Below are 20,078 nucleotides of genomic sequence, written 5' to 3' on the forward strand. Positions count from 1 at the left end.
CGTTTATAACAATGATCCGAAGCCCTTTGTGTGGCAAAAAACTGCTGACCAGATCATCGAGTCCATTGCTCGATTATCAGATAAGATAAATACCAAGTGAACTTTTGTTAAGGGACACTAGAGAGCGTTCTCAACTAAGCCAGCCAAATTATGGATGACACCAAACAGAGCATCGAGAAGTAATTTCTGGCCAGGCGCTCGTAACGAGTAGCAATGCGGCGATAGCGCTTGAGTTTCAAAAAACATCGCCCAACCAGATTGCGCTCTCTGTAAAGCTCCTTATCGTAATCGCGTTGTTCCTTGCGGTGATGGCGAGGAGGAATCACAGCCCGGCTGCCCTGACTTTCAATCCGTTGAATAAAGGCATCTGAATCGTAGCCCTTGTCAGGCAGGACATAATCCGCAGAAAACCCAGCAATCAAGCACTCTGATTGCCCATATTCAGATGCCTGACCATCGGTGAGAAGCCGTCGCACTGGATTACCAATACTGTCAACGGCCAGGTGGATTTTGGTGCTTAATCCACCTCGTGATTTTCCCTGGGCTTCCTGATCACGATCGTTTTTTTGAGGCACCGTGTTGATGAACCCGGACAATACTGCCGTCCACCATCAAATATTCCAGATCCGGTTGATCACTCAGCGCTTCAAAGACCGCTTTCCAAACCCCTTTGTGTGACCAGCGATTGTAACAAACATACACCCGGTGCCAGTGACCAAACTCCGGTGGCAAATCCCGCCAGGGAGACCCGGTTCGGGTAATCCAGAGGACGGCTTCGACAAATTGGCGATTATTCTTTGCGGTGACACCGCAATCCGTGGTTTTTCCAGGAAGCAGGTGCTCGATGCGTTCCCATTGGCTATCCCGAAGTACGTTTCTATTCATCTTGGGCAAATCGCGAAAACGCCGAGAAAGTTAATTGAGAACATTCTCTAGAGAAACAATGGAATCTATTCCAAGCTGAAGAAAATTCGATCTTTAAGTTGATAATAATAATTATTATTATTAAGATTCATCCCCCCCCGTGGAAGAATTAGGACTTTTTAGCTAATAACAGTCACTAACAACGCTGGAGCAGATTATGCTGGACGCAAGTACTCATGGCACCTCAGCCGCGCCCTGGACTGAGGTCTATACGGAAAACCTGCCTATATTACTCCGGTTCGCCTACAAACTCACCGGGTGCAATCACTATGCGGAAGATATGGTACAGGATGCCTTCTTCAGGCTGACTTCCGCCCCGCCCCCCACTTCAAGCAAAATTTCTTCCTCTAGGGATCAGCTCAACTACCTTTTCCAGATCATCCGTAATCTGTCCATTGATCACTTTCGCAAACAGGCCTTGATCCACAAGCATATATCCAGTGATGTCGCGCCTGAAGAGGTCAAATCTGACGATATTTCCCCACAAAAAATCTGTGAGGATCGTCAGGCACTGGAGCGACTGACAATCGTACTGGCAGAACTACCCGACCGCACCCGCTATGTCTTTGAACAGCATCGGATATACGGTATTCCCCAAAAGGACATCGCCAGGGAGTTGGGCGTCTCACCGACGCTGGTCAATTTCATGATCAGGGATGCACTGATTCATTGCGCAGATTATTTCTAACCAGTCTACGAGTCGTGCCAAATTCTTATATTCTTATGCTTCGACAAACGTGGCCCGCTGTGAGCCACCGCCGATCAGGTGGCCACTGGCATTGTTAAGGCTGTGGATAAACGGCGTAATACTGTTTATCTGCCCTGGTTCTGGTGGGGTATCATGTCTATTATTCGCTCTATACCGAAGTCCATTTTCAAGAAGATGAAACTATAACCCACTGCGACTGACGCAACCGCACGACTCAAGAGTTTTGTGAGCGACCAATTAACAACCCGTATAGAATCTCTGCCAATCCGATATCACAATGGGCTAGTCTCGCTCGTGAACACCTCATCATACGATAGCTTTATGACCTGCGCGAAAGCCAACAACTGCTGGCGGGACTGCTGGGAACTGCGCAACAGTGTCTCACGCTGTTGAGCCGTTATATCTGGCATCCCCAGCCGTTCCCTCAATAAATTTAAATTGATAAACCTTCTGCAATACCGCCAGTGCGGATTGATACAGGCCTTGGTATTTCAGGTTTTCCTCCAGACCGTGGTAACTGACCAGAGTCGCGATAACCGCCTCCTTCGGTATCCAGCCAAAGGAGGAAAAGTTTGCCGCCCGTTCACAGGCCTGAATATGCTGACACAGCGGGGCCTCTCCGTAGTTGGTGTTTTGGAAGTGGTCGTTACCTTCCTGTATCAGCGCTTTCCAGGTTTGCATGAGATGCCCCTCCTGATTACTACCATCTATGAACTTATCTGGCGGCCTTGGGAACTATGCTGCCACCGCTATTGATCATCTGGGTCGCTGACAGCAATCGGAACAGACTGCTACCCGATAAATAATGCCGGTTTTGATTTTTTCCTAAATTTTGACCGCGCCGACCCGTTTCCTATCTGGACTGCATTCCTGCCGGGTAAGAAAAGCGACTGGTCTTAGGGTCTTCTTAAAAAAGCTGTCTCTTTTGCAGCACCGATTCGTTTTAGTGCGTACATAGCAAACGCGCGCTGTATGCGCAGGCATCCTCAGCCAGAAGTACATTATTGAATCAACTCCCGAAGCATGGTCTGCGGGGGCTTTCGTGTGGTTTTCAGCGATGGGCAATTACGGCAACCGCTGAGGCACGACTGTCAATCAACCAACATTATTGTTAGAGGTTTATAGCCGTGAAAGAAGGATTCCGCCAGAGCATGGCTTGGCTGCACACTTGGTCTGGCCTAGCGGTGGGCTGGGTGCTATTTTTTGTGTTTGTGACGGGTACCGCCGGGTACTTTAACTCCGAGATCACCCGTTGGATGCAGCCGGAATTGCCTATGTACCAGCCGGGGCCTCAGGATAACGGCAAGCTGGCTACGGCCGCCATGGATCGGTTGCAGGAAGTCGCCCCTGATGCAGAGTGGTGGAGCATCACCCTGCCCCACCACTCCCAGGCGTTTCGTCGCTGGGAGGAGTTTTCCATCAGTTGGGAAACCATGCCCAAGGAAGGCCACGAGCACGGCATTTTCGGTAGAGAGACGCTTGACTCTGGGAATGCCGGCCAGGTGAAAACGGTTGACCCCCGAGATACCGGCGGCGGCGGCGCGCTTTATGTGATGCATTACGCCTTGCACTATATCGACCGTGAACTGGCCTTTAAGCTGGTGGGGGTCTGCACCATGATTATGCTGATCTCGCTGGTGACCGGAGTGATCACCCACAAGAATATTTTCAAGGACTTCTTTACTTTCCGTCCTGGCAAGGGACAGCGCAGTTGGTTGGATGCCCATAATGTGATCGGCGTAATGGCGTTGCCGTTTTTCCTGATGATTACCTATAGCGGGCTGGTGTTCTTTGGCATTACCTACATGCCCGCCGGTGTTGCCGCTATTTACGGTACGGACGACAAGGCCATTGAACGCTATTTCGACGATTTATTTGGTGACCACAGTCACGAGGCCATTACCCGCCCTACTGCCTCGGTGCCGAAGATGATCGCCCAGGCGGAAGCCGCTTGGGGGCAGAATCAGGTGCGCTCAGTGTTTATCCAGCACGATGGCGGTGAAGAGCCACGCGTGGATATCAGCCGGGTGCGCGGTGGTCAGGTGCGAGTGTTCGACGCCGAAATAATGCGTTTTCATGCCCATACCGGTGAGCTACTGCCGTTGGACCCGCCCGATGGCCTAACCCTGAAAACCAACGAGACCCTACGAGCCCTGCATGAGGGTCGTTTTGCCGAGCCCTGGCTGCGGTGGTTGTACTTCGTAGCAGGGCTGCTGGGGGCCGGGATGATCGGCACCGGCTTGGTGCTGTGGACCGTCAAGCGCCGCAAAAGACTCTCGGCAACCAGCGGCCATTTTGGTCTACGGCTGGTCGAAGCCTTGAATGCCGCTACCATTGCTGGCTTACCCGCTGGCGTCGCAGCTTACTTCTGGGCCAATCGCCTGCTGCCGGTGGACATGGCCGACCGCGCCGAATGGGAGATGCACTTTCTGTTTCTGATCTGGGGCGAGGCGTTGATCTACGCCTATTTCAGAGACATTCGCAAGGCCTGGTTAGAACTGCTGTGGTTGGCAACGACTGGTTTTGCCCTGTTGCCAGTTATCAACGCCCTGACCACCGATAAACATTTGCTGAACACCCTGGTCGCTGGTGATTGGGTATTGGCGGGGTTTGACCTAACCATGCTGGTTCTGGGTTTGGCCTTCGGTTATATAGCGATACAGGTCAAACGCCTATGGCTGAAAAAAGCCGCGCTGAAGGTCACGACTGCCAACAACGAAACGCTGGCGGGGGCTGCTTGATGTCGACTATCTCTAAATTAATTACCCCCGCGACAATCAGCCTTGAATCAACACGTTCAAAAACAGGGACAGGGAAAACAGCGGCCAACAAAATTGGCGGTTATCGCTGGATGGTGGCGTCCCGTGTGCTAGCGGCTGTGGTCGGTGGTTATGCCCTGACGTCGGCGGCGACGGTATTGCTGGCTCTGGTTTGGCCATTGCCGCAAGCCGAAGCGGTAGCCGCTACCACCATGCTTAGCTTTACCCTGTACACCGTAGTGATTCTGTGGATTTTCACGGTCAAGCAACTGCGTACAATCTGGCTTAGCCTGATGACAGCCACTGCTCTGTGCATGGTGCTGTCCTGGCTATTGCTGCCTGCGGGGGGAGTGGCATGACGGAACTGAATATCGCAGTATTTGTGACCAGTCTACTGGGGTTTACCGGCCTGGCGCTGGCCATGCCCAAACACGGCAAGGCAGTTTTTCGTCAGCCGTTACCTGATACCTTGCGCCAGTACTTACGCCTGGCAGGCTGGTTATTGCTGGCCGTAGCGTTGGCGCTAGCTATTGATCGCTGGCAGTTTGATATTGGCACTGTCACCTGGCTGGGCTGGCTGAGTATCGCCGGCCTTATGCTGGTGTTTGTTTTACCCCGCTGGTCTTCGCCACAGAAAATCAGGATCAGTTCATCAAAACATAAACCGCTCCGGGAACCACGCAGCGACGGCAGCGCAGACACGGAAAGCTCCGGCGCGTGGTGGCGCTCCCCCACCACGCACACCGTGTTTGCCGCCGCTGCACTGTTAATCCCCTTGGCTTGGTTTACCGGGCAATTGCTGACCACTCCGCAAAAACCGCTGCTGCGAGAGGATGCAGTGCACGGGGAAATTGGCCCCTGGTCGTTTACGGTTGCCGAGGAAAATCAGGACCCACCTGAAATCGTAGCGATGGATATTCCGCTCAAGGCTTTTGTGATTCGCTTTTGTGAGAACTGCGAGCGGGACATTCGCATGGCCTATCTGAAGATCCGTAAACCGCATTCCCTCAGGGCAACGGGCAATGCTTTTGAAGGTCGAACCCCAGAAAAGATAGCAGAAATCCCTATCCCCCGGGCTGCCACCCTTGACGATGGCATCTGGCTGACAGTAGAGGGCACCAACGGTGATGTGTATTACCAGCGATTTGATATCGAACGCCTGTCGCCGATGCTGACGCAGTTTATTCTGGAAGAGGGCCAACCATGAGATTTAAATTTACGCTGTTACCAATCGTTCTGGTTTACAGCTCCGTTGTATATGCCCATACCCCGGTCTGCCAGTGCCAACTGCAAGAGAACCAAGTCATCTGCGAAGGTGGTTATCATGATGGCTCCGAGGCCGTTGGCGTCACCATGACGGTGCTGACCTATCACGGCGTCACGCTGGCAAACGGCAAGCTGGATAAAGCTTCCCGCTTCCACTTTGAGCTACCTGCCAGTCCTTTCTATGTCTTGATGGATGCAGGCCCCGGTGAGATGTTCGAAGTCGATTGGAGCGACATCCCGGGTATCGATAAACACCGGTTTCACGCCGAATTATCCACTTCTAACTGACCTATGATGACGAATAATAAACCGCAACGCTGGCTTCTTTTTTTAGTGACACTCACTGTCACCGCAGGCCTGTTCTGGTGGTGGAGCAGCCGCCCGGTTACCGTGTATAAAACCGAACCCCTGGCCACCGGTAATATCGAAGCCGTGGTCGCCGCCATCGGCACGGTGGAACCCCGCGATTCAGTGAATGTGGGGGTGCAGGTCTCCGGGCAGATCACCTACCTGCATGTAAAGCCAGGCGACACCGTGGAAAAGGGCCAACTGCTGGCGGAAATTGATGCCAGCGTGTTGGAAGCGGTAGTAGACGCCGGCCGGGCGGAGCTGGCCATGCTCAAGGCGCAGCTCCAGGAGCGTCAGGCCCAGGTGACTCTCGCCAGCCAGCAACACAAGCGCCAGCAACGGCTGTTCGTTGATGGTGCCACGCCGGAGGAGGAAGTCCAAACCGCCCAAGCCAATCTCACGGTTGCCATGGCTCAGGTAAAACAACTACAAGCCAGTATTCAGCAAACCCAGTCGCAACACAAAGCCGATACCGCGCGCCTCGGTTATACTCGGATCTACGCGCCCATGGCCGGTACCGTGCTGACTATCGACGTTAAAGAGGGGCAAACCCTCAATGCCAACTACCAGACCCCAGCCCTGCTGCAAATTGCTGATCTTTCCACCATGCGTATTCAGGCCAAGGTATCCGAAGCCGATATCCACCGGATTCAACCGGGTTTGCCGGTGCGTTTTAACACGCTGGGTAATAGCGAGCGTACTTGGCACAGCAAGGTCGACCAGGTTCTTCCAGCTCCTCCCAAACCGACCGCCGAGGACAGTACTGAAGCCCGCGCCGTCACTTACACTGTGCTGTTTGACGTGAATAATCATGATGGCGCGCTGATGCCGGGCATGACCACCGAAACGGATTTCGTGGTCACCGCTGCTAACGATGTGCCGGTGGCACCTCTGGCAGCGCTTATGCCCGAGTCGTCCGCTAATGGCCTCTACCTAGCACAGGTATTATTGCCCGATGGCAACACTGAACAGCGCCGGATCAACGTGGGCCGCCGCGACCGTCTACGCGTGGAAGTACTGGCCGGTTTACAACCGGGTGAACAGATGGTGGTCAGTACCCGGAAATATGCGCGCCGCAGGGATAGCTGGTGATGCCGCTGATCTGCCTACGAGACATCAAAAAACATTATGGCGGCGTAAACGGTGCGCCCAAAGTGGCCATCCTGCACGGTATTGATTTGGATATCGGGACTGGAGAATTTGTCGCCATCGTTGGCGCATCAGGCTCCGGTAAGTCTACGCTGATGCACATTCTCGGCTGCCTGGATCCCCCCTCCTCCGGCCAATACCTTTTCAATGGCGAGGATATCGCCACCCTGGACAGCGACCAACTGGCGGCCCTGCGGCGCGAAGCCTTTGGCTTTGTGTTCCAGGCCTATCACCTGATCCCCACCGAGAGTGCCCGCGAAAACGTGGAAGTGCCCGCTATCTACGCTGGTATGAACGAAACCGTCCGCCAAGTACGGGCGACCGAATTGCTGCAGCGCCTTGGCCTGGGCGAACGCTTGGACAATCGTCCCTCCCAGCTTTCCGGTGGACAACAACAGCGGGTGTCTATCGCCCGTGCGTTGATCAACGGCGGGCATATCATATTGGCCGATGAACCCACCGGTGCCCTGGATAACAACACTGGCGAAGAAGTGATGAACCTACTGAGCGACCTCGCCGCACAGGGCCACACCGTGATCCTGATCACCCACGACTACAAAGTCGCTGCCCAGGCGCAGCGCGTCATCGACATTCAGGATGGCCGGATTGTCAGTGATAGCCAGGATCGACATGAAGACACCCGTGAACATAACCACAGGCGGCCCACTGGAGACGCCCTTCTGCCCAGATCAAACCCCAGCAACCCGCACGCAATTGCGCTCATATGGGATGAACTGCGCGATGCCTGCCGCGCCGCCTGGCGGGTATTGCGGATCAACCGTGCCCGCACCCTGCTGACCCTGCTCGGCATTATTATCGGCGTGGCTTCGGTGGTGGTGATGCTGGCCGTGGGCGAGGGCGCCAAACGCCAGGTGATGACAGAGATGAATGCCATGGGGCCAAATATGTTGTATGTGAGCTCTACCGTACCCGACAACGGTGGCCCCCGCGGGGTGATTACCGAGGAAGATATCGCCGCCATGGCACAACTACCCGACGTGCTTCGCGTGATGCCAATTCTGCGCGATCCGGCGCTGGTACGCTTCGGTGATATCAGCCGCCGCTACGAAATTCTCGCCACCAACGAAGTTATGCCGGCTATCAACCGCTGGCCGGTAGCGCAGGGCCGCTTTTATAGCGCCGAGGAAAACCGTAACGTGGCACCGGTGGCAGTATTGGGCTACGGAGTCTACCAGCAGTTTTTCCCCCAAGGCGCCAATCCGCTGGGGCTGCAGGTTCTGATCAAGGATGCCCCCTACGAAATTATTGGCGTGATGGCTGAAAAGGGAGCTGAATCGGGCTATAGCTATCACGATGAACGCCTGTACCTACCTCGACGTACCGGTATGGTCAGGGTATTTCCGGCACAGCGAAATGAAAGCTATATCCAGCTGGAGGCACTCAGCAGCGATCAGGTAGACCGTCTAGAACAACAGCTCAAAACTCTGCTGCTGGAACGCCATGGTCGTGATGATTTCCGGGTGAGTAGCAACGCCGCTCGGCTGCAAGCAGAACTGGCCACCCGCAACAGCATGACCCTGATGCTGGTGCTAATCGCCGCCATATCACTATTGGTAGGTGGGATTGGCGTGATGAACGTGATGCTGATGACGGTACGTGAGCGGGTGCGAGAAATCGGTATCCGCATGGCCACCGGCGCCCGCCAGCAGGATATTTTACGCCAGTTCGTCACCGAGGCAGCACTGGTTTCACTGCTGGGTGGCGCCATTGGCGCAGCACTCAGTCTTGCGATCATTATTGTACTGGACTTGGCAGAAGTGCCGGTGGCGCCGTCTCTCAGCGCCCTGCTGGGTGCCATCTTCTGCGCGATGACCACCGGTATCATCTTCGGCCTGATACCCGCCCGGCAGGCGGCGCGGCTGAATCCGGTAGATGCATTGTCAGGGGAATAACAATGGAACCATACCGTCTGCTAACCCCGGTTATAGGCTTACTGACAGCCTGTACTACTATCGACACAACCGATTTGCAGTCCACCGAGCAGCTGCCGACACTTCCCAGGCAATACCAGGAAACACCAGCGTCTGGCGGCAGCGCTGAAGCCATCACCGAGAAGTGGTGGCAGTCTTTTGGCAACCAGGAACTGGATCAGTTGATTACATTGGCTGCCGCACAGAGTTTCGATATGAAAGCCGCCATCGCCAATGTACGCCTGGCGGAGGCTTCTGTGCGGTTGGCGAGCGCCTCACTGTGGCCCGAACTACAGGCTGACATCGAAGCAGGCCGTAACGGTTTTTTCGAAAAGGACGACGACAGCAGCGAATATTATGCCGGTTTAATCGCCAGCTATGAACTGGATTTCTGGGGTGGAGTCAGGGCCAATCGTACCAGTGCCGAGGCACTGCTGGCCTACAGCCGTTTTGACCGCGATATACTCCGCCTGAGCATCACCGCCAATGTCGCCTTTCAATGGCTGCAGTGGGTAGGCACTCGAGAACGGCTACATATTGCCGAACAAAATCTAGACACCGCTCAGCGCCTGCTCGGTATTATTCAACTCCGTGTCGACGCCGGTGCCGCCAGCGAACTGGACATTGTGCAGCAGCAACGTGAAGTCGCTGGTCAACAGCATATTGTCGCCCGATTGCACCAGCAACAACGGGAAAATCGCAACATCCTGAATTTGCTACTGGGTCGCACTGAAGATCTGGAGCTACATACCACCTCCCTGGAGGCGCTGACCGCACCCACCATCGATGCAGGTATCCCGTCCATGCTGCTGGTGCGCCGCCCGGACATTGCCCGCGCCGAAGCTGCTCTACGCTCCGCCGACGCCGATATCACTGTGGCTCGTGCTGCTATGTTGCCCGCCGTAAACCTGGGTATAACCATCAGCGGCAGCGATGGACAAATCAGCCAGATATTGCGCGACCCGATCTACACCCTGGTGGCGGGATTGACGCAGCCGATTTTTAACGGTGGTGCCCTCGCTGCACAGTTGGATGCGGCGGTCGCCATCCGCGATGCGCGCATGGCCAACTACCAGCAAGCCATTGTCACAGCTTTTGCCGATACCCTTAATGCCCTCAATACCATCGCCGGTATCGACGCCCAACGGCAGGCTCAACAGCAACAATTAGTTTTAGCACGGCGCGCCTACGCGCTGGCGGAGAGCCGCTATCGGGCTGGTGCCATTGCCCTTACCACGCTGCTCGATAGCCAGGCCGATCTGTTCGATGCCGAAGATACTCATGCACTCCTGCGCCAACAAAGCCTGCAAGCACGGGTCGATCTGTTTCGAGCCCTTGGCGGCGGTTGGACACCGCAGTACCTGGCCACTAATGCGAGCAATACAGAGAAAAACTTTTCTGAATAGGAAAAACCATAATGTCACAATGTATTTACCGATTACCGCTGTTGTTCACCACCTTGATGATTGTGCTGCCCTGTGCGGCCGAAACGACACCCGCTCCCCCAACCCCGGATAACCCTGTTGGCAGTTCCTTGAGCATCACCGCTGATCAGCACCCGGTATCGGTGAGCGTGGATGCCGATGGCGAGATGACTATTGCGCAGACACCAACACCAGATGTTGATACCCACGATAGTGAAGGCGACCAGACAGCCGAAACCGACGCCGTTAGCGAAGATAACGCTGAAGAAACAGGGTCCGCCGAAGACACAATTCAGCCAGTCGCAGCCAGCAGCGGTCCGGTCTTACCCCACGACCTCAGCCCATGGGGCATGTTTATGCAGGCCGATTGGGTCGTTAAAGCAGTCATGATTGGTCTGGTGATTGCCTCTATTGCGACCTGGACGGTGCTAATTGCCAAAACCCGTGAGTTACGAGTGCTGGTCAAACGCCAACGGCGAACGCTGGGCGTCGTCACTCTGGCCGACAGCCTAAAATCCGCGCATGAAAAACTGGATAAGGGACAGGGCAGCACAGAGCTGACACATGCGGCTGGCCAAGAGCTGAGTCTGTCCGCCAAAACACTAGCTGATGCCGAAGGTGTTAAGGAACGCGTTGCATCCAGCCTGGAACGTCTGGAAGCTGCTGCTGGACGCCGAATCACCAAAGGTACCGGTATCCTCGCCACCATTGGTGCGACAGCACCCTTCGTCGGATTATTCGGTACGGTGTGGGGGATCATGAACAGCTTTATCGGTATCTCCAAAGCACAAACCACCAATCTGGCGGTGGTAGCACCTGGCATTGCCGAGGCATTGCTTGCCACGGCGCTGGGCCTAGTGGCTGCCATTCCCGCCGTAGTAATTTACAACCATTTTTCCCGTCAGATCGCAGCTTACAAAGCGCTGGTGGGCGACACCTCCGCAGCCATCTTGAGGTTGGTATCCAGAGATCTGAGTCACTATTCGGTCACAGGTAATGCGGTCACTGGAAAGCACTTTGAGAAAGAGATTTAAACCATGGCCGCCAAAATCCAACACGACGACGAATTGGTGGAGAACCACGAAATTAACGTCACCCCGTTTATCGATGTGATGCTGGTGCTGCTGATCATCTTTATGGTGGCCGCCCCCTTGGCCACCGTTGATGTGAAAGTGGATTTACCCGCATCCACCGAACAGCCACAGCCCAAACCGGACAAACCGTTGTACCTGACGATCAAGGCCGATCATTCCCTGGCATTGGGCAATAACGCCGTGGATCTTCAGAATTTGGCGCAGGCCTTACAGGCTGCGTCTGAAGGTGATACAGAAACACGCATTTTTCTTCGGGCTGATAAAACGGTGGATTACGACACTTTAATGCAAACCATGAACACACTCAGGGAAGCCGGCTATTTAAAAGTCGCGCTGGTGGCCCTGGAAGGAGTGAAACCGTGAAAGACAATCTGGCGCGCCAGACGCGCCCCGTCATACTGGATGGCACCCGACGGTTTCACCATCAACACGTAGTGTCGATCATTCCGGAGATGCGGGAGTCCTCGCCGTCGAAAACTGCAGGCTGGCAGCTACCGGTCAGCGACGAAACTGTCCTCTGGGTGTCTTCCCTCCTGATCGTGCTGGTGGCCCTTGGCGCGCCCCTGGCATGGTGGCTGATACCGGAACGTGCACCCGGTATCCCCGCGCCACCGCCTGCCGCCATGGTGGTGGAACTGGCACCCGCACCGGTGGCACCCGCCTCTCAACCGGAACAACCGCCAGGCCCCGAACAGGCGGACACCGCACCGCCGCCCAAACCAGAGCCCCCACCGACACCCGAGCCTGAACCGGAGATTCCTCCTGCGCCGCCCGCCACCAAACCGGAAGTCGCGGTCAACCCAAAACCCGAACCGAAGCCTGAGAAACAAGAGCAGCCGAAAGAGGTACGCCCTCAGGAAGAACCGGAAGAAGCCCCCCCTGAAGAAAAACCAGCCAGTACAGCCAGTGCACCACCGGATGCGCCTCAGGAGGATGTCGAGGCAGCCGCCCCCGATCGCGGCATCTCTGCCCCCATGACCAACAGCAACGCCATTCCCACCTGGCAAAACAGCTTGATGCTGAAGCTCAATGAAGCCAAACGCTACCCGACTCAGGCACGCCGCTACCGGCAGGAAGGTGTTGCCTATCTGCGTTTCACGATGGACAGGGACGGCAATGTACTGGCGAAAGCCATAGAACAAAGCACGGGATATCCGCTGTTGGACGAAGAAACTCTGACGTTAATCGAACGCGCCCAACCGCTACCTAAGCCCCCAGCGGAAATGCCAGGAGAACAATTGGAATTTGTGGTACCCGTAGAATTCTTTCTGAACCGTTAAATATTCCTGGATAGACACCTCTAACTCACGTGTGCTGCAGTGAGAATTACTTTGGCAACAAAATGGGGATCCGGAGAGAGTTTAAATGTCTCCAGACGGTGAGGCTTCAGACCAAAGGCTCGCCATATTCGGCTGATCGCCATGGCATTCAGTCCGGTGCTGTCGCCATCAAGGTGGTTGACCAGTGCGTTGCGTTAGCCGGCTTGGTTGGCAATGTTTTGTTGATTACTTCGGTGACTTTGTCATCATTGATACTGCGAGGATGCCCACTGCGCGGAGCATCCGTTAAGCCAGCGACGCGATACTGCTCAAAACGACGCCGCAACGCCGCTATTTGCTGACGGTCTCTGTCGTCACACCAACGCACTCGCCGATTTTTTGTCCTGAAAGACCTTCCGTACTCAATAGAACAGTTCTGGCTCGCATCTGTTCTGCCGCAGGCATTTGTCGACGGCGTAACCACTTCTGCAACGTTATTTTTTCCTGATCAGTGATTGTTAATACTTTGATAGGACGTCCCATAACAGGCTCCTTGCGTATTTAGAGCACTAACATATAGACCATAGAATATATGGCCATGGAATCTCCAATTAATTCGACTATCTTTTGTTAAAGGACACTAGGTCTTTATACCTGTTCTTTGCGTCACAAAAGCCCAGACTGCTCACCCGTTACCGTTGTATTCCCACGCGGGGCATGAGAACGAGAAACTCCAGCGGCCAGTCAACCTACTTGCTTTTCCAGATTTGAGCCACGGCTCGATCACTGCCCAGCAGTCCAACGATCAGGCAGACCAGGCCTGCAATCAGAAAAATACTGCCTGGCAGTAAACCGCCCCACATGGCTGCTTTTACGGCAACGTATAACGCTCCACTGGCAATCACCAGAAACAGGTAACCGACCACCAGCAAGATTCTGCGAAATGAAGGTTTGTAGCTGTATTCGCCTTCACCTTTTTCAAACAGGTTAAGAAGAGGAGCAAACAGCTGTTGTAGTTGGTTTTTCATAAACGTTATGGCGAGCCTGTATAAGAAGATCTGCGGCGGGAATCCGTTGCCAACGGCGCTTTGAGTGTCGTCGGCTGTCGTTTGACCCGGCCAAAAGAGCGCTACAATATCAATCTTTGCTGTCGGAAACCAACGCCACCCCGGCCATCCACTCCGATCGCTCACTCTTACCTCTATTGTCTATATTGCCTGCTGTCGATTACCTATCCAGTCGCCAGGAAGGGCCGTGCTGAGCAGCGGCTCATACAACAGCAAAGCAAAATATCCACATGTTCCTGACGAATAGTTTTATGATGACGTAATCACACAGCATCCACATAACGACCCACACAGCTATCCACACAACCCCACCCTCACAACGACCCAAAACCACCACAGGAGCCACTTGTGACTGATCTGATTGATATCCGCCACATCAAGGGCTGGCATGCCCATGTGTATTTTGATACATCCACTCTGGAGCAAGCCCGCAATCTGTGTCTCGCCCTGGCCGAGACATTTCCAGCCATTCAAATGGGTCGAGTACATGAGAAACTTGTCGGCCCACATCCAGACTGGAGCTGCCAGTTGGCCTTTGCCAATGAGCTGTTTTCCAGCGTGATGGGGTTTCTGGCCTTGAACCGCCACGGTCTTACAGTGTTTATTCACCCGATTACCGGACAAGACTTGATTGACCACCGCGACCGAGCCATCTGGATGGGTGCTATTCGTCCACTCACACTGGAGAATCTGCCGGATTTTGGTGTGGTTTACGACCTGTTATCAAACCAGACTCTCTGATCGGAGGCTGCCAGGGACATTCTTAATGAGAGAGCGAAGCCTGTTGTCAGTGAAAAAGTCATCGTCCAATCCTCCCGCTTGCCATCCAGTTAATTCCATTCCGCTGACACAGAGTGTCGTGTGCGCGGCACTGGCTGCCAAGCACGACCACCACCTTGAAGCGTTTAATCGATGTATCCACTGAAAGCGTTTAACACTTTCAGCAGAGCCATCAGTCAACGATCGAGGTACTCATGTCTGCTACTGAATACGATTACATCATCGCCGGAGCCGGTTCAGCAGGTTGCGTCATCGCCGCACGCCTGATTGAAGCGGGTCAAAGCGTCCTGCTGCTGGAAGCAGGAGAAAAAGACGACAGCCTGTTCCACAAGATTCCCGCTACCGTGGTCAAGGTGTTCCAGCAAAAATCCTGGCCCTATATGACGCTGCCGCAAATACACTGCGACAACCGCGAAATGCTGATTGCACAGGGCAAGGTACTCGGTGGCGGCAGCTCGGTGAATGGCATGATCTACATTCGTGGCCAGAAGCAGGATTACGATGACTGGCACAACATCTGGGGCTGCAATGGCTGGAGCTACGATGATGTGCTGCCCTACTTTCGCAAGACAGAAGCCAACGAAAGCCTGGGCGACCAATATCACGGCGAAACCGGCCCGGTGCATATTGGTGAAAATCGTTATCGCCACCCGCTGACCCAGACCTGTATCCGCGCTTGCGAACAAATGGGCTTGCCCTACACCAATGACTTTAACGGCGCATCTCAGGAAGGCACCGGGTTTTATCAGACCAACATCAAGAACGGTGAGCGCCAGAGCACATCACAGACCTATCTGAAGCAGGTTGCCGGTAGCCAACAGCTGACCATTCTTACCCACGCGCTGGTGCACAAGGTCAATATTGAAGGTAGCGCCGACAACAGTCGGGCAACCGGTGTGGTTTACTCAATCAAAGGCGGCGTCGTCGTGACTGCCAGTGCCCGCAAGGAGGTGATCGTCAGCTCCGGCACCTTTGGCAGCCCGAAAATCTTGTTATTGTCTGGCATCGGCCCCAGCGCCCACCTGATCAGCGTCGGCATCCAGCCCCGAATTGAGCTACCAGTAGGCAAGAACTTCCACGATCACCAACATCTGTCGATCAATGCCACCACCAAAGACAATATTTCCATCTATGAAGAAGACAAAGGAGCGTCGGCGATCAAACACATGCTGCAGTGGATGTGGACACGCTCCGGGCTGATGACCTCCAATATTCTTGAGGGCGGCGCGTTTATCGACAGCGAAGGCGTCGGGCGCCCGGATGTGCAATTTCACTTTTTGCCGCTGCTCGACAACTTCGACAATACGCCCGGAGAAAAACCGGAAGCGGAAGCCCATGGTGTGTCCATCAAGGTAGGCCATTTACGTTCCAAATCCCGTGGCGAAGTACGCCTGAAAAGCAGTAACCCGGCAGATCTGGTAGAAATCGACGCACAAATTCTGTCGCACCCGGACGACCTGAAAAACCAGGTACGTGCGGTACAAACTGCGCTGAAAGCCTTCGAGCAACCGGCGCTGAAGCGCATCGTCAAACGCGTGATCGAACCCGACAACATCGCCATCGACGATATCAAAAGCCTGGAAACCTTTGTCCGTCAAAACATCAAGACCGTCTATCACCCCGGCGGAACCTGCAAGCTGGGCCAATCACCGCTGGATTCTGTGGTTGACCTGCAACTGCGAGTCCACGGCGTGCCCAACCTGCGTGTGGTCGACATGTCTATCTGCCCGCAAGTACCCAGCGGCAATACCAATGCCGTTGCCATGATGATTGGCGAACGCGGTGCTGACCTGATTCTGAGCGCCCAATAACTCTCCGTAACCACCAGGGAATAACGTATGCCTGATATTCAATTGTTGCCTGCCACGCTGGCGTTCCTGCAACAGCAGCATGGCCAGTATATTAACGGTGCCCCTTGTTTTACTGCCGGTGCCGAGACCATCAGTCTCATCAACCCGGCGACCGAAGAAGTTATCGGTCAGGTCGCAACCGCCACCAGCGCCGAACTTAACACCGCCGTCGCGGCGGCAAAAAACTGTTTCGACACTGTCTGGGCCAACTTCAATCCCTATGCTCGCGGCCAGCTACTCAACCGCTTGGCGGATCTGATTGAAGCCAATGGCGAGCAGATAGCCCAACTCGAAACCCTCTGCAGTGGCAAATCAATCAATTTGTCGCGCCTGTTTGAAGTTCAGCAAAGTGCGATATTCCTGCGCTATTTTGCTGGCTGGACCACGAAAATATCCGGCGAAACCCTGCAACCCTCATTTCCATCAATGATGGGGGAGCAATACACCGCTTTTACTCGCCGTGAGCCGGTCGGCGTGGTCGCGGCCATCGTGCCCTGGAATTTCCCTCTAATGATCGCCATCTGGAAACTGGGCGCAGCGCTGGCGTGTGGTTGTACGCTGGTGCTCAAACCCAGTGAATTTACCCCGCTGACCATCTTGCGTGTAGCCGAACTGGCGAAAGAAGCCGGGCTACCCGATGGCGTTGTGAACATCCTCAATGGCACTGGCGAGACTGGCCGCCAACTGATTGAACATCCCGATATTGCCAAAGTATCGTTTACCGGTTCCGTCGCAAGTGGTAAAAAAGTCAACCTGGTGGCAGCGGCAGATATGACCCGCTGCACGCTGGAACTGGGGGGTAAAAACACGGCAGCCTTGCTGAAAGACGCCGATATCGACCGTGCCGTCGGTGGCTTGTTGCAGACCGGGTATATTCACCAGGGCCAGGTTTGCGCAGCACCGGAACGTGTCTACGTCCACGCCTCTCGCCTGGACGAATTAACCAGCAAGCTCAGTAATGCTCTCAGCGCCGCGCCGATCGGGTCCCACTGGACGAGTCCGTCGTGTTTGGGCCGCTCGCCAACAAGCCCCAGTTTGACATTGCTTTCAAGTGGGGGTTTTCAGATGTGTCGCAATTTTCGCGCGCATTCAAACGCCAACGGGGCGTCTCACCGAGGGAGTATCGCCAACAATTACGTCAACCGGGCCTCCTGCCCGTTTTTTCTGTTTAAAGCGCAGAGTAAACCGCTGACTGACAGTCCCATAATCCCGTCTGACGTCAGACGTTACTGTGCAGCCAGTGTTTATCCAGCGCAGCGATAGCGGTACAGCCCATCAGGTTCAGACATCGAACCAGCTCTTGATCCAGAATATCCAGCACCCGGCCCGCACCAGAGGCACCGCCAGCGGCAACGCCATACAGCGTGGCGCGAGCCAGCAACACCCCTTCCGCACCCAGCGCCAGCGCCTTGACGACATCCGCACCGCGTCGAATACCACTGTCCAGCAACAGGCTGATTTTCCCTTCTGCCAGCGGGGCGATACGCGCCAGCGCTCCCAGGCTGGAACAGACCCCGTCCAGTTGACGGCCACCGTGATTACTGATCACCAATCCATCCAGACCCAAGGCGATCGCCGTCTGGGCATCGTCTGGATGCATGACTCCTTTGAGGATTATTTTACCGGGCCAGCGGGCACGAATGGCTGCCAGTCGAGTCCAGTCGAGTCGGGTATCCAGTTGCTCCGCAATAAATTGCATGGCCCCCAGCGCAGTGCGTTCACCCTCGGGTAAATAAGGATCCAGGTTCCCCATGGTCGGCAATCCGCCGGGCACCATCACCCGCCACAACCAGCCCGGATGCGCTAGCACATCCAGCTTGTTGCGCAAGGTCAGATCACGCGGACTGGCAAAATTGCGCCGATCCCATTCACGATTCCCCACCACCAGCGCATCACTGGTGACCACCAGCGTTGAGCAGCCGCTACGAATGGCACGATCCAGTAAATCTTTTTCCAGCTCCGGGGCTTTCAGTGCGTACAGCTGAAACCAGAGATCGACGTCCGGCACCTGCGCCCGAACATCTTCCATGGAAGCATTGGCAACCGTACTGAGGGTAAAGGGAATGCCCTGTGCAGCAGCAGTCCGTGCCAGTTCGATATCGGCACCGGGCCATAACATGCCGTTAAAACCACTGGGACCAATAGCCATCGGCAAGCGGCTGGGAGTACCCACCAAAGTGGTTGCCAGTTCCGGTGGATCATTAGGCACCAGCGTCCGGCCTTGCAGCTCATAACGGCTGAAGATCGCCCGATTACGCTGCAGGGTCATTTCGTCTTCCGCCCCGCCCTGCAGGTATTCCCAGGCAAAACCCGGCAGCCGATGGCGCGCTAGGCTGGCCATTTCAGCAACACTGAGAATACGTTGCATATCGCAACCACGGTAATATCGTCGCATATCCGGTTTCCTGTCTGGTTGCGCCATCAACCCGCTGCGCCATCCATTATCGGTTGCAGCGGTTGCGTTCTTTTCTTTATCAACGCCCGGCGGATGATTTGCAACGTCGGCTACTGCGTTGCTAGCCGCGCCGCAGACACCGGCTCTTCAAGCTTGAAAACCTGCGTAAAAAACTGCGGCAGCTTGAGACGTACATCGTTTGCAGCGGCGGCGTTATAAGCCCACGGCCCCGCTGGCTGGACACAGTCGTCTTCCATACGGAATACTCTGCCGGTCTCCTGATTCAGCAAGATACCCTTGACCCCCTCGCGGATCGTACAGCCGCGTAACGAATGCTCCAAACCGCTTCGAACCTTGTCCGACCGGATCAGATCAAACGCGTGTCCGGCATTCGGATAGCTGGTGATCTGTATATTGGCACCCGTCCCGGCACTACGACTGACGTAATGACGGCAGTTGTCGGCAGCATTCACCTGATCGTCTGCGCCATGGTAGATCCGGACCGGAGCCTCGATCAGCGCATCATCTTCGCGGTACTGAAAGCTGCAATCCGGATAAAACGAGGCAATCGCAGCAAACGACAGATCCGCCTGGCCATACAAGGATTGCATGCGCTTCATGCCAGTATACAAGGCAGCCTGACCGGATTGAGTGAAGCCGATCAGACCGATACGCTTGCGGTCGATACCAGGGTGTTGTGCCAGCTGTGCAAGAGCAGCATAGGCATCCCGAATCAGCGCCATCCGACGCAGGCTGGAGCTGGATTCGATCCGACCGTTGGTACTGTCGACCATAAAGGTGCCAATGCCGCGCTGGTTCAGCAGCTCAACCCAGTCTTGCAGTTCATAGGTGTAACCACTGGCACCGTACAACAGAATAACCACCGGATTATTTTTACCCGCTGGTAGTTTCAGAGCACCAACAATACCGGCACTCTCACCGCCCTTGCCGCGCAGCAATTGCTGGTCGGACATGGTAACGGTGTTGAACGTTATTATCTGGGAAGAAACCGCTGCCCGGACACTGGTCGCAGATAAAAACAACCAGCCCAGCAGTACTGCAAGCAAGCATAAACGCCTGGTAATTAACATAATCATAGCTGTTCACCACCGTCGGGCTGCCT

Annotated in this window: 20 protein-coding genes; 14 read left to right on the plus strand and 6 right to left on the minus strand. The window is 55.0% G+C overall.

The features are described 5' to 3' along the window. Positions 1 to 134: 134 nt before the first annotated feature. Positions 135 to 885 (minus strand): IS5 family transposase gene (locus WG929_RS05085; RefSeq protein WP_416205155.1). Its coding sequence is split into 2 segments (ribosomal slippage): positions 135 to 554 and positions 556 to 885, totalling 750 coding nucleotides; the frame shifts between segments, so codons are not numbered across the junction. Positions 886 to 1,081: 196 nt separating this feature from the next. Here WG929_RS05085 and WG929_RS05090 point away from each other — a divergent pair. Further along, entirely contained in the window at positions 1,082 to 1,612 is a 531-nt protein-coding gene (locus tag WG929_RS05090) for a sigma-70 family RNA polymerase sigma factor (protein WP_416205156.1), read from the plus strand. A gap of 402 nt (positions 1,613 to 2,014) precedes the next feature. Here the strand turns inward: WG929_RS05090 and WG929_RS05095 are convergent, their stop codons facing one another. Next, positions 2,015 to 2,314, minus strand: coding sequence for a hypothetical protein (locus WG929_RS05095; RefSeq protein WP_416205157.1), 300 nt, complete (start codon positions 2,312 to 2,314; stop codon positions 2,015 to 2,017). A 446-nt stretch (positions 2,315 to 2,760) separates the two neighbouring features. Between WG929_RS05095 and WG929_RS05100 the strand changes: the two genes are divergently transcribed. Genes WG929_RS05100 through WG929_RS05145 form a run of 10 tightly spaced genes read left to right on the plus strand, consistent with a single transcriptional unit; the run spans position 2,761 to position 12,884 of the window. Next, positions 2,761 to 4,374: a PepSY-associated TM helix domain-containing protein gene (locus WG929_RS05100; protein WP_416205158.1), complete on the plus strand. Its 1,614-nt coding sequence runs from the start codon at positions 2,761 to 2,763 to the stop codon at positions 4,372 to 4,374. After that, positions 4,374 to 4,751, plus strand: a complete 378-nt coding sequence (locus tag WG929_RS05105) for a hypothetical protein (protein ID WP_416205159.1) — start codon at positions 4,374 to 4,376, stop codon at positions 4,749 to 4,751. The genes WG929_RS05100 and WG929_RS05105 overlap by 1 nt, the downstream gene beginning before the upstream one ends. Further along, the gene (locus WG929_RS05110) at positions 4,748 to 5,599 is read left to right on the plus strand and encodes a DUF3325 domain-containing protein (protein WP_416205160.1); all 852 of its coding nucleotides are present in this window, start codon (positions 4,748 to 4,750) and stop codon (positions 5,597 to 5,599) included. The genes WG929_RS05105 and WG929_RS05110 overlap by 4 nt, the downstream gene beginning before the upstream one ends. Continuing rightward, positions 5,596 to 5,946 (plus strand): hypothetical protein, encoded by a 351-nt coding sequence (locus WG929_RS05115; RefSeq protein ID WP_416205161.1) that lies wholly within the window; start codon positions 5,596 to 5,598, stop codon positions 5,944 to 5,946. Before WG929_RS05110 ends, WG929_RS05115 begins: the two co-directional genes overlap by 4 nt. 45 nt (positions 5,947 to 5,991) lie before the next feature. Next, the gene (locus WG929_RS05120; protein WP_416205162.1) at positions 5,992 to 7,098 is read left to right on the plus strand and encodes an efflux RND transporter periplasmic adaptor subunit; all 1,107 of its coding nucleotides are present in this window, start codon (positions 5,992 to 5,994) and stop codon (positions 7,096 to 7,098) included. Further along, complete coding sequence (locus WG929_RS05125; RefSeq protein WP_416205163.1) at positions 7,098 to 9,068, plus strand: ABC transporter permease; 1,971 nt, start codon at positions 7,098 to 7,100, stop codon at positions 9,066 to 9,068. The genes WG929_RS05120 and WG929_RS05125 overlap by 1 nt, the downstream gene beginning before the upstream one ends. Positions 9,069 to 9,070: 2 nt before the next feature. Continuing rightward, positions 9,071 to 10,492: an efflux transporter outer membrane subunit gene (locus WG929_RS05130; protein WP_416205164.1), complete on the plus strand. Its 1,422-nt coding sequence runs from the start codon at positions 9,071 to 9,073 to the stop codon at positions 10,490 to 10,492. Between the two features lie 11 nt (positions 10,493 to 10,503). After that, positions 10,504 to 11,544, plus strand: coding sequence for a tonB-system energizer ExbB (gene exbB / locus WG929_RS05135; protein ID WP_416205165.1), 1,041 nt, complete (start codon positions 10,504 to 10,506; stop codon positions 11,542 to 11,544). Between the two features lie 3 nt (positions 11,545 to 11,547). Further along, positions 11,548 to 11,967 (plus strand): TonB system transport protein ExbD, encoded by a 420-nt coding sequence (gene exbD / locus WG929_RS05140; protein ID WP_416205166.1) that lies wholly within the window; start codon positions 11,548 to 11,550, stop codon positions 11,965 to 11,967. Continuing rightward, positions 11,964 to 12,884 (plus strand): energy transducer TonB family protein, encoded by a 921-nt coding sequence (locus tag WG929_RS05145; RefSeq protein ID WP_416205167.1) that lies wholly within the window; start codon positions 11,964 to 11,966, stop codon positions 12,882 to 12,884. Before exbD ends, WG929_RS05145 begins: the two co-directional genes overlap by 4 nt. Before the next feature lie 148 nt (positions 12,885 to 13,032). Here the strand turns inward: WG929_RS05145 and WG929_RS05150 are convergent, their stop codons facing one another. Both WG929_RS05150 and WG929_RS05155 read right to left on the minus strand, forming a co-directional pair. Beyond that, a complete protein-coding gene (locus tag WG929_RS05150; protein ID WP_416205168.1) occupies positions 13,033 to 13,251 on the minus strand; it encodes a helix-turn-helix domain-containing protein in 219 nt (72 codons plus the stop codon). Positions 13,252 to 13,612: 361 nt separating this feature from the next. Then, on the minus strand, positions 13,613 to 13,891 hold the full coding sequence (locus WG929_RS05155) for a hypothetical protein (RefSeq protein WP_369857896.1): 279 nt from the start codon (positions 13,889 to 13,891) through the stop codon (positions 13,613 to 13,615). A gap of 387 nt (positions 13,892 to 14,278) precedes the next feature. Between WG929_RS05155 and WG929_RS05160 the strand changes: the two genes are divergently transcribed. The 3 genes from WG929_RS05160 to WG929_RS05170 all read left to right on the plus strand — a co-directional run bounded on the left by WG929_RS05160 (position 14,279) and on the right by WG929_RS05170 (position 17,823). Next, on the plus strand, positions 14,279 to 14,671 hold the full coding sequence (locus WG929_RS05160) for a DOPA 4,5-dioxygenase family protein (RefSeq protein ID WP_416205169.1): 393 nt from the start codon (positions 14,279 to 14,281) through the stop codon (positions 14,669 to 14,671). Between the two features lie 233 nt (positions 14,672 to 14,904). Next, a complete protein-coding gene (locus tag WG929_RS05165) occupies positions 14,905 to 16,521 on the plus strand; it encodes a GMC family oxidoreductase (RefSeq protein WP_416205170.1) in 1,617 nt (538 codons plus the stop codon). 27 nt (positions 16,522 to 16,548) lie between these two features. Further along, positions 16,549 to 17,823, plus strand: a complete 1,275-nt coding sequence (locus WG929_RS05170) for an aldehyde dehydrogenase family protein (protein ID WP_435873311.1) — start codon at positions 16,549 to 16,551, stop codon at positions 17,821 to 17,823. On the opposite strand, the gene WG929_RS05180 is transcribed toward WG929_RS05170, so the two are convergent. Further along, a complete protein-coding gene (locus WG929_RS05180) occupies positions 17,780 to 18,955 on the minus strand; it encodes an alpha-hydroxy acid oxidase (protein WP_416205171.1) in 1,176 nt (391 codons plus the stop codon). The two genes, WG929_RS05170 and WG929_RS05180, sit on opposite strands and share 44 nt — an antisense overlap. Before the next feature lie 110 nt (positions 18,956 to 19,065). Continuing rightward, complete coding sequence (locus tag WG929_RS05185) at positions 19,066 to 20,052, minus strand: dienelactone hydrolase family protein (protein WP_416205172.1); 987 nt, start codon at positions 20,050 to 20,052, stop codon at positions 19,066 to 19,068. Positions 20,053 to 20,078 lie beyond the last annotated feature (26 nt).

The organism is Oceanobacter antarcticus (assembly GCF_044962685.1).
Taxonomy (GTDB): Bacteria; Pseudomonadota; Gammaproteobacteria; order Pseudomonadales; family Oceanobacteraceae; genus Oceanobacter; species Oceanobacter antarcticus.

Bases quoted from the DNA above. Each gene is read 5' to 3' on its own strand.
- WG929_RS05090 (WP_416205156.1), top strand. From the start codon at position 1,082: ATGCTGGACGCAAGTACTCATGGCACCTCAGCCGCGCCCTGGACTGAG.
- WG929_RS05095 (WP_416205157.1), bottom strand. From the start codon at position 2,314: ATGCAAACCTGGAAAGCGCTGATACAGGAAGGTAACGACCACTTCCAA.
- WG929_RS05105 (WP_416205159.1), top strand. From the start codon at position 4,374: ATGTCGACTATCTCTAAATTAATTACCCCCGCGACAATCAGCCTTGAA.
- WG929_RS05110 (WP_416205160.1), top strand. From the start codon at position 4,748: ATGACGGAACTGAATATCGCAGTATTTGTGACCAGTCTACTGGGGTTT.
- WG929_RS05115 (WP_416205161.1), top strand. From the start codon at position 5,596: ATGAGATTTAAATTTACGCTGTTACCAATCGTTCTGGTTTACAGCTCC.
- WG929_RS05125 (WP_416205163.1), top strand. From the start codon at position 7,098: ATGCCGCTGATCTGCCTACGAGACATCAAAAAACATTATGGCGGCGTA.
- WG929_RS05130 (WP_416205164.1), top strand. From the start codon at position 9,071: ATGGAACCATACCGTCTGCTAACCCCGGTTATAGGCTTACTGACAGCC.
- exbB (WP_416205165.1), top strand. From the start codon at position 10,504: ATGTCACAATGTATTTACCGATTACCGCTGTTGTTCACCACCTTGATG.
- exbD (WP_416205166.1), top strand. From the start codon at position 11,548: ATGGCCGCCAAAATCCAACACGACGACGAATTGGTGGAGAACCACGAA.
- WG929_RS05155 (WP_369857896.1), bottom strand. From the start codon at position 13,891: ATGAAAAACCAACTACAACAGCTGTTTGCTCCTCTTCTTAACCTGTTT.
- WG929_RS05165 (WP_416205170.1), top strand. From the start codon at position 14,905: ATGTCTGCTACTGAATACGATTACATCATCGCCGGAGCCGGTTCAGCA.
- WG929_RS05170 (WP_435873311.1), top strand. From the start codon at position 16,549: ATGCCTGATATTCAATTGTTGCCTGCCACGCTGGCGTTCCTGCAACAG.
- WG929_RS05180 (WP_416205171.1), bottom strand. From the start codon at position 18,955: ATGCGACGATATTACCGTGGTTGCGATATGCAACGTATTCTCAGTGTT.
- WG929_RS05185 (WP_416205172.1), bottom strand. From the start codon at position 20,052: ATGATTATGTTAATTACCAGGCGTTTATGCTTGCTTGCAGTACTGCTG.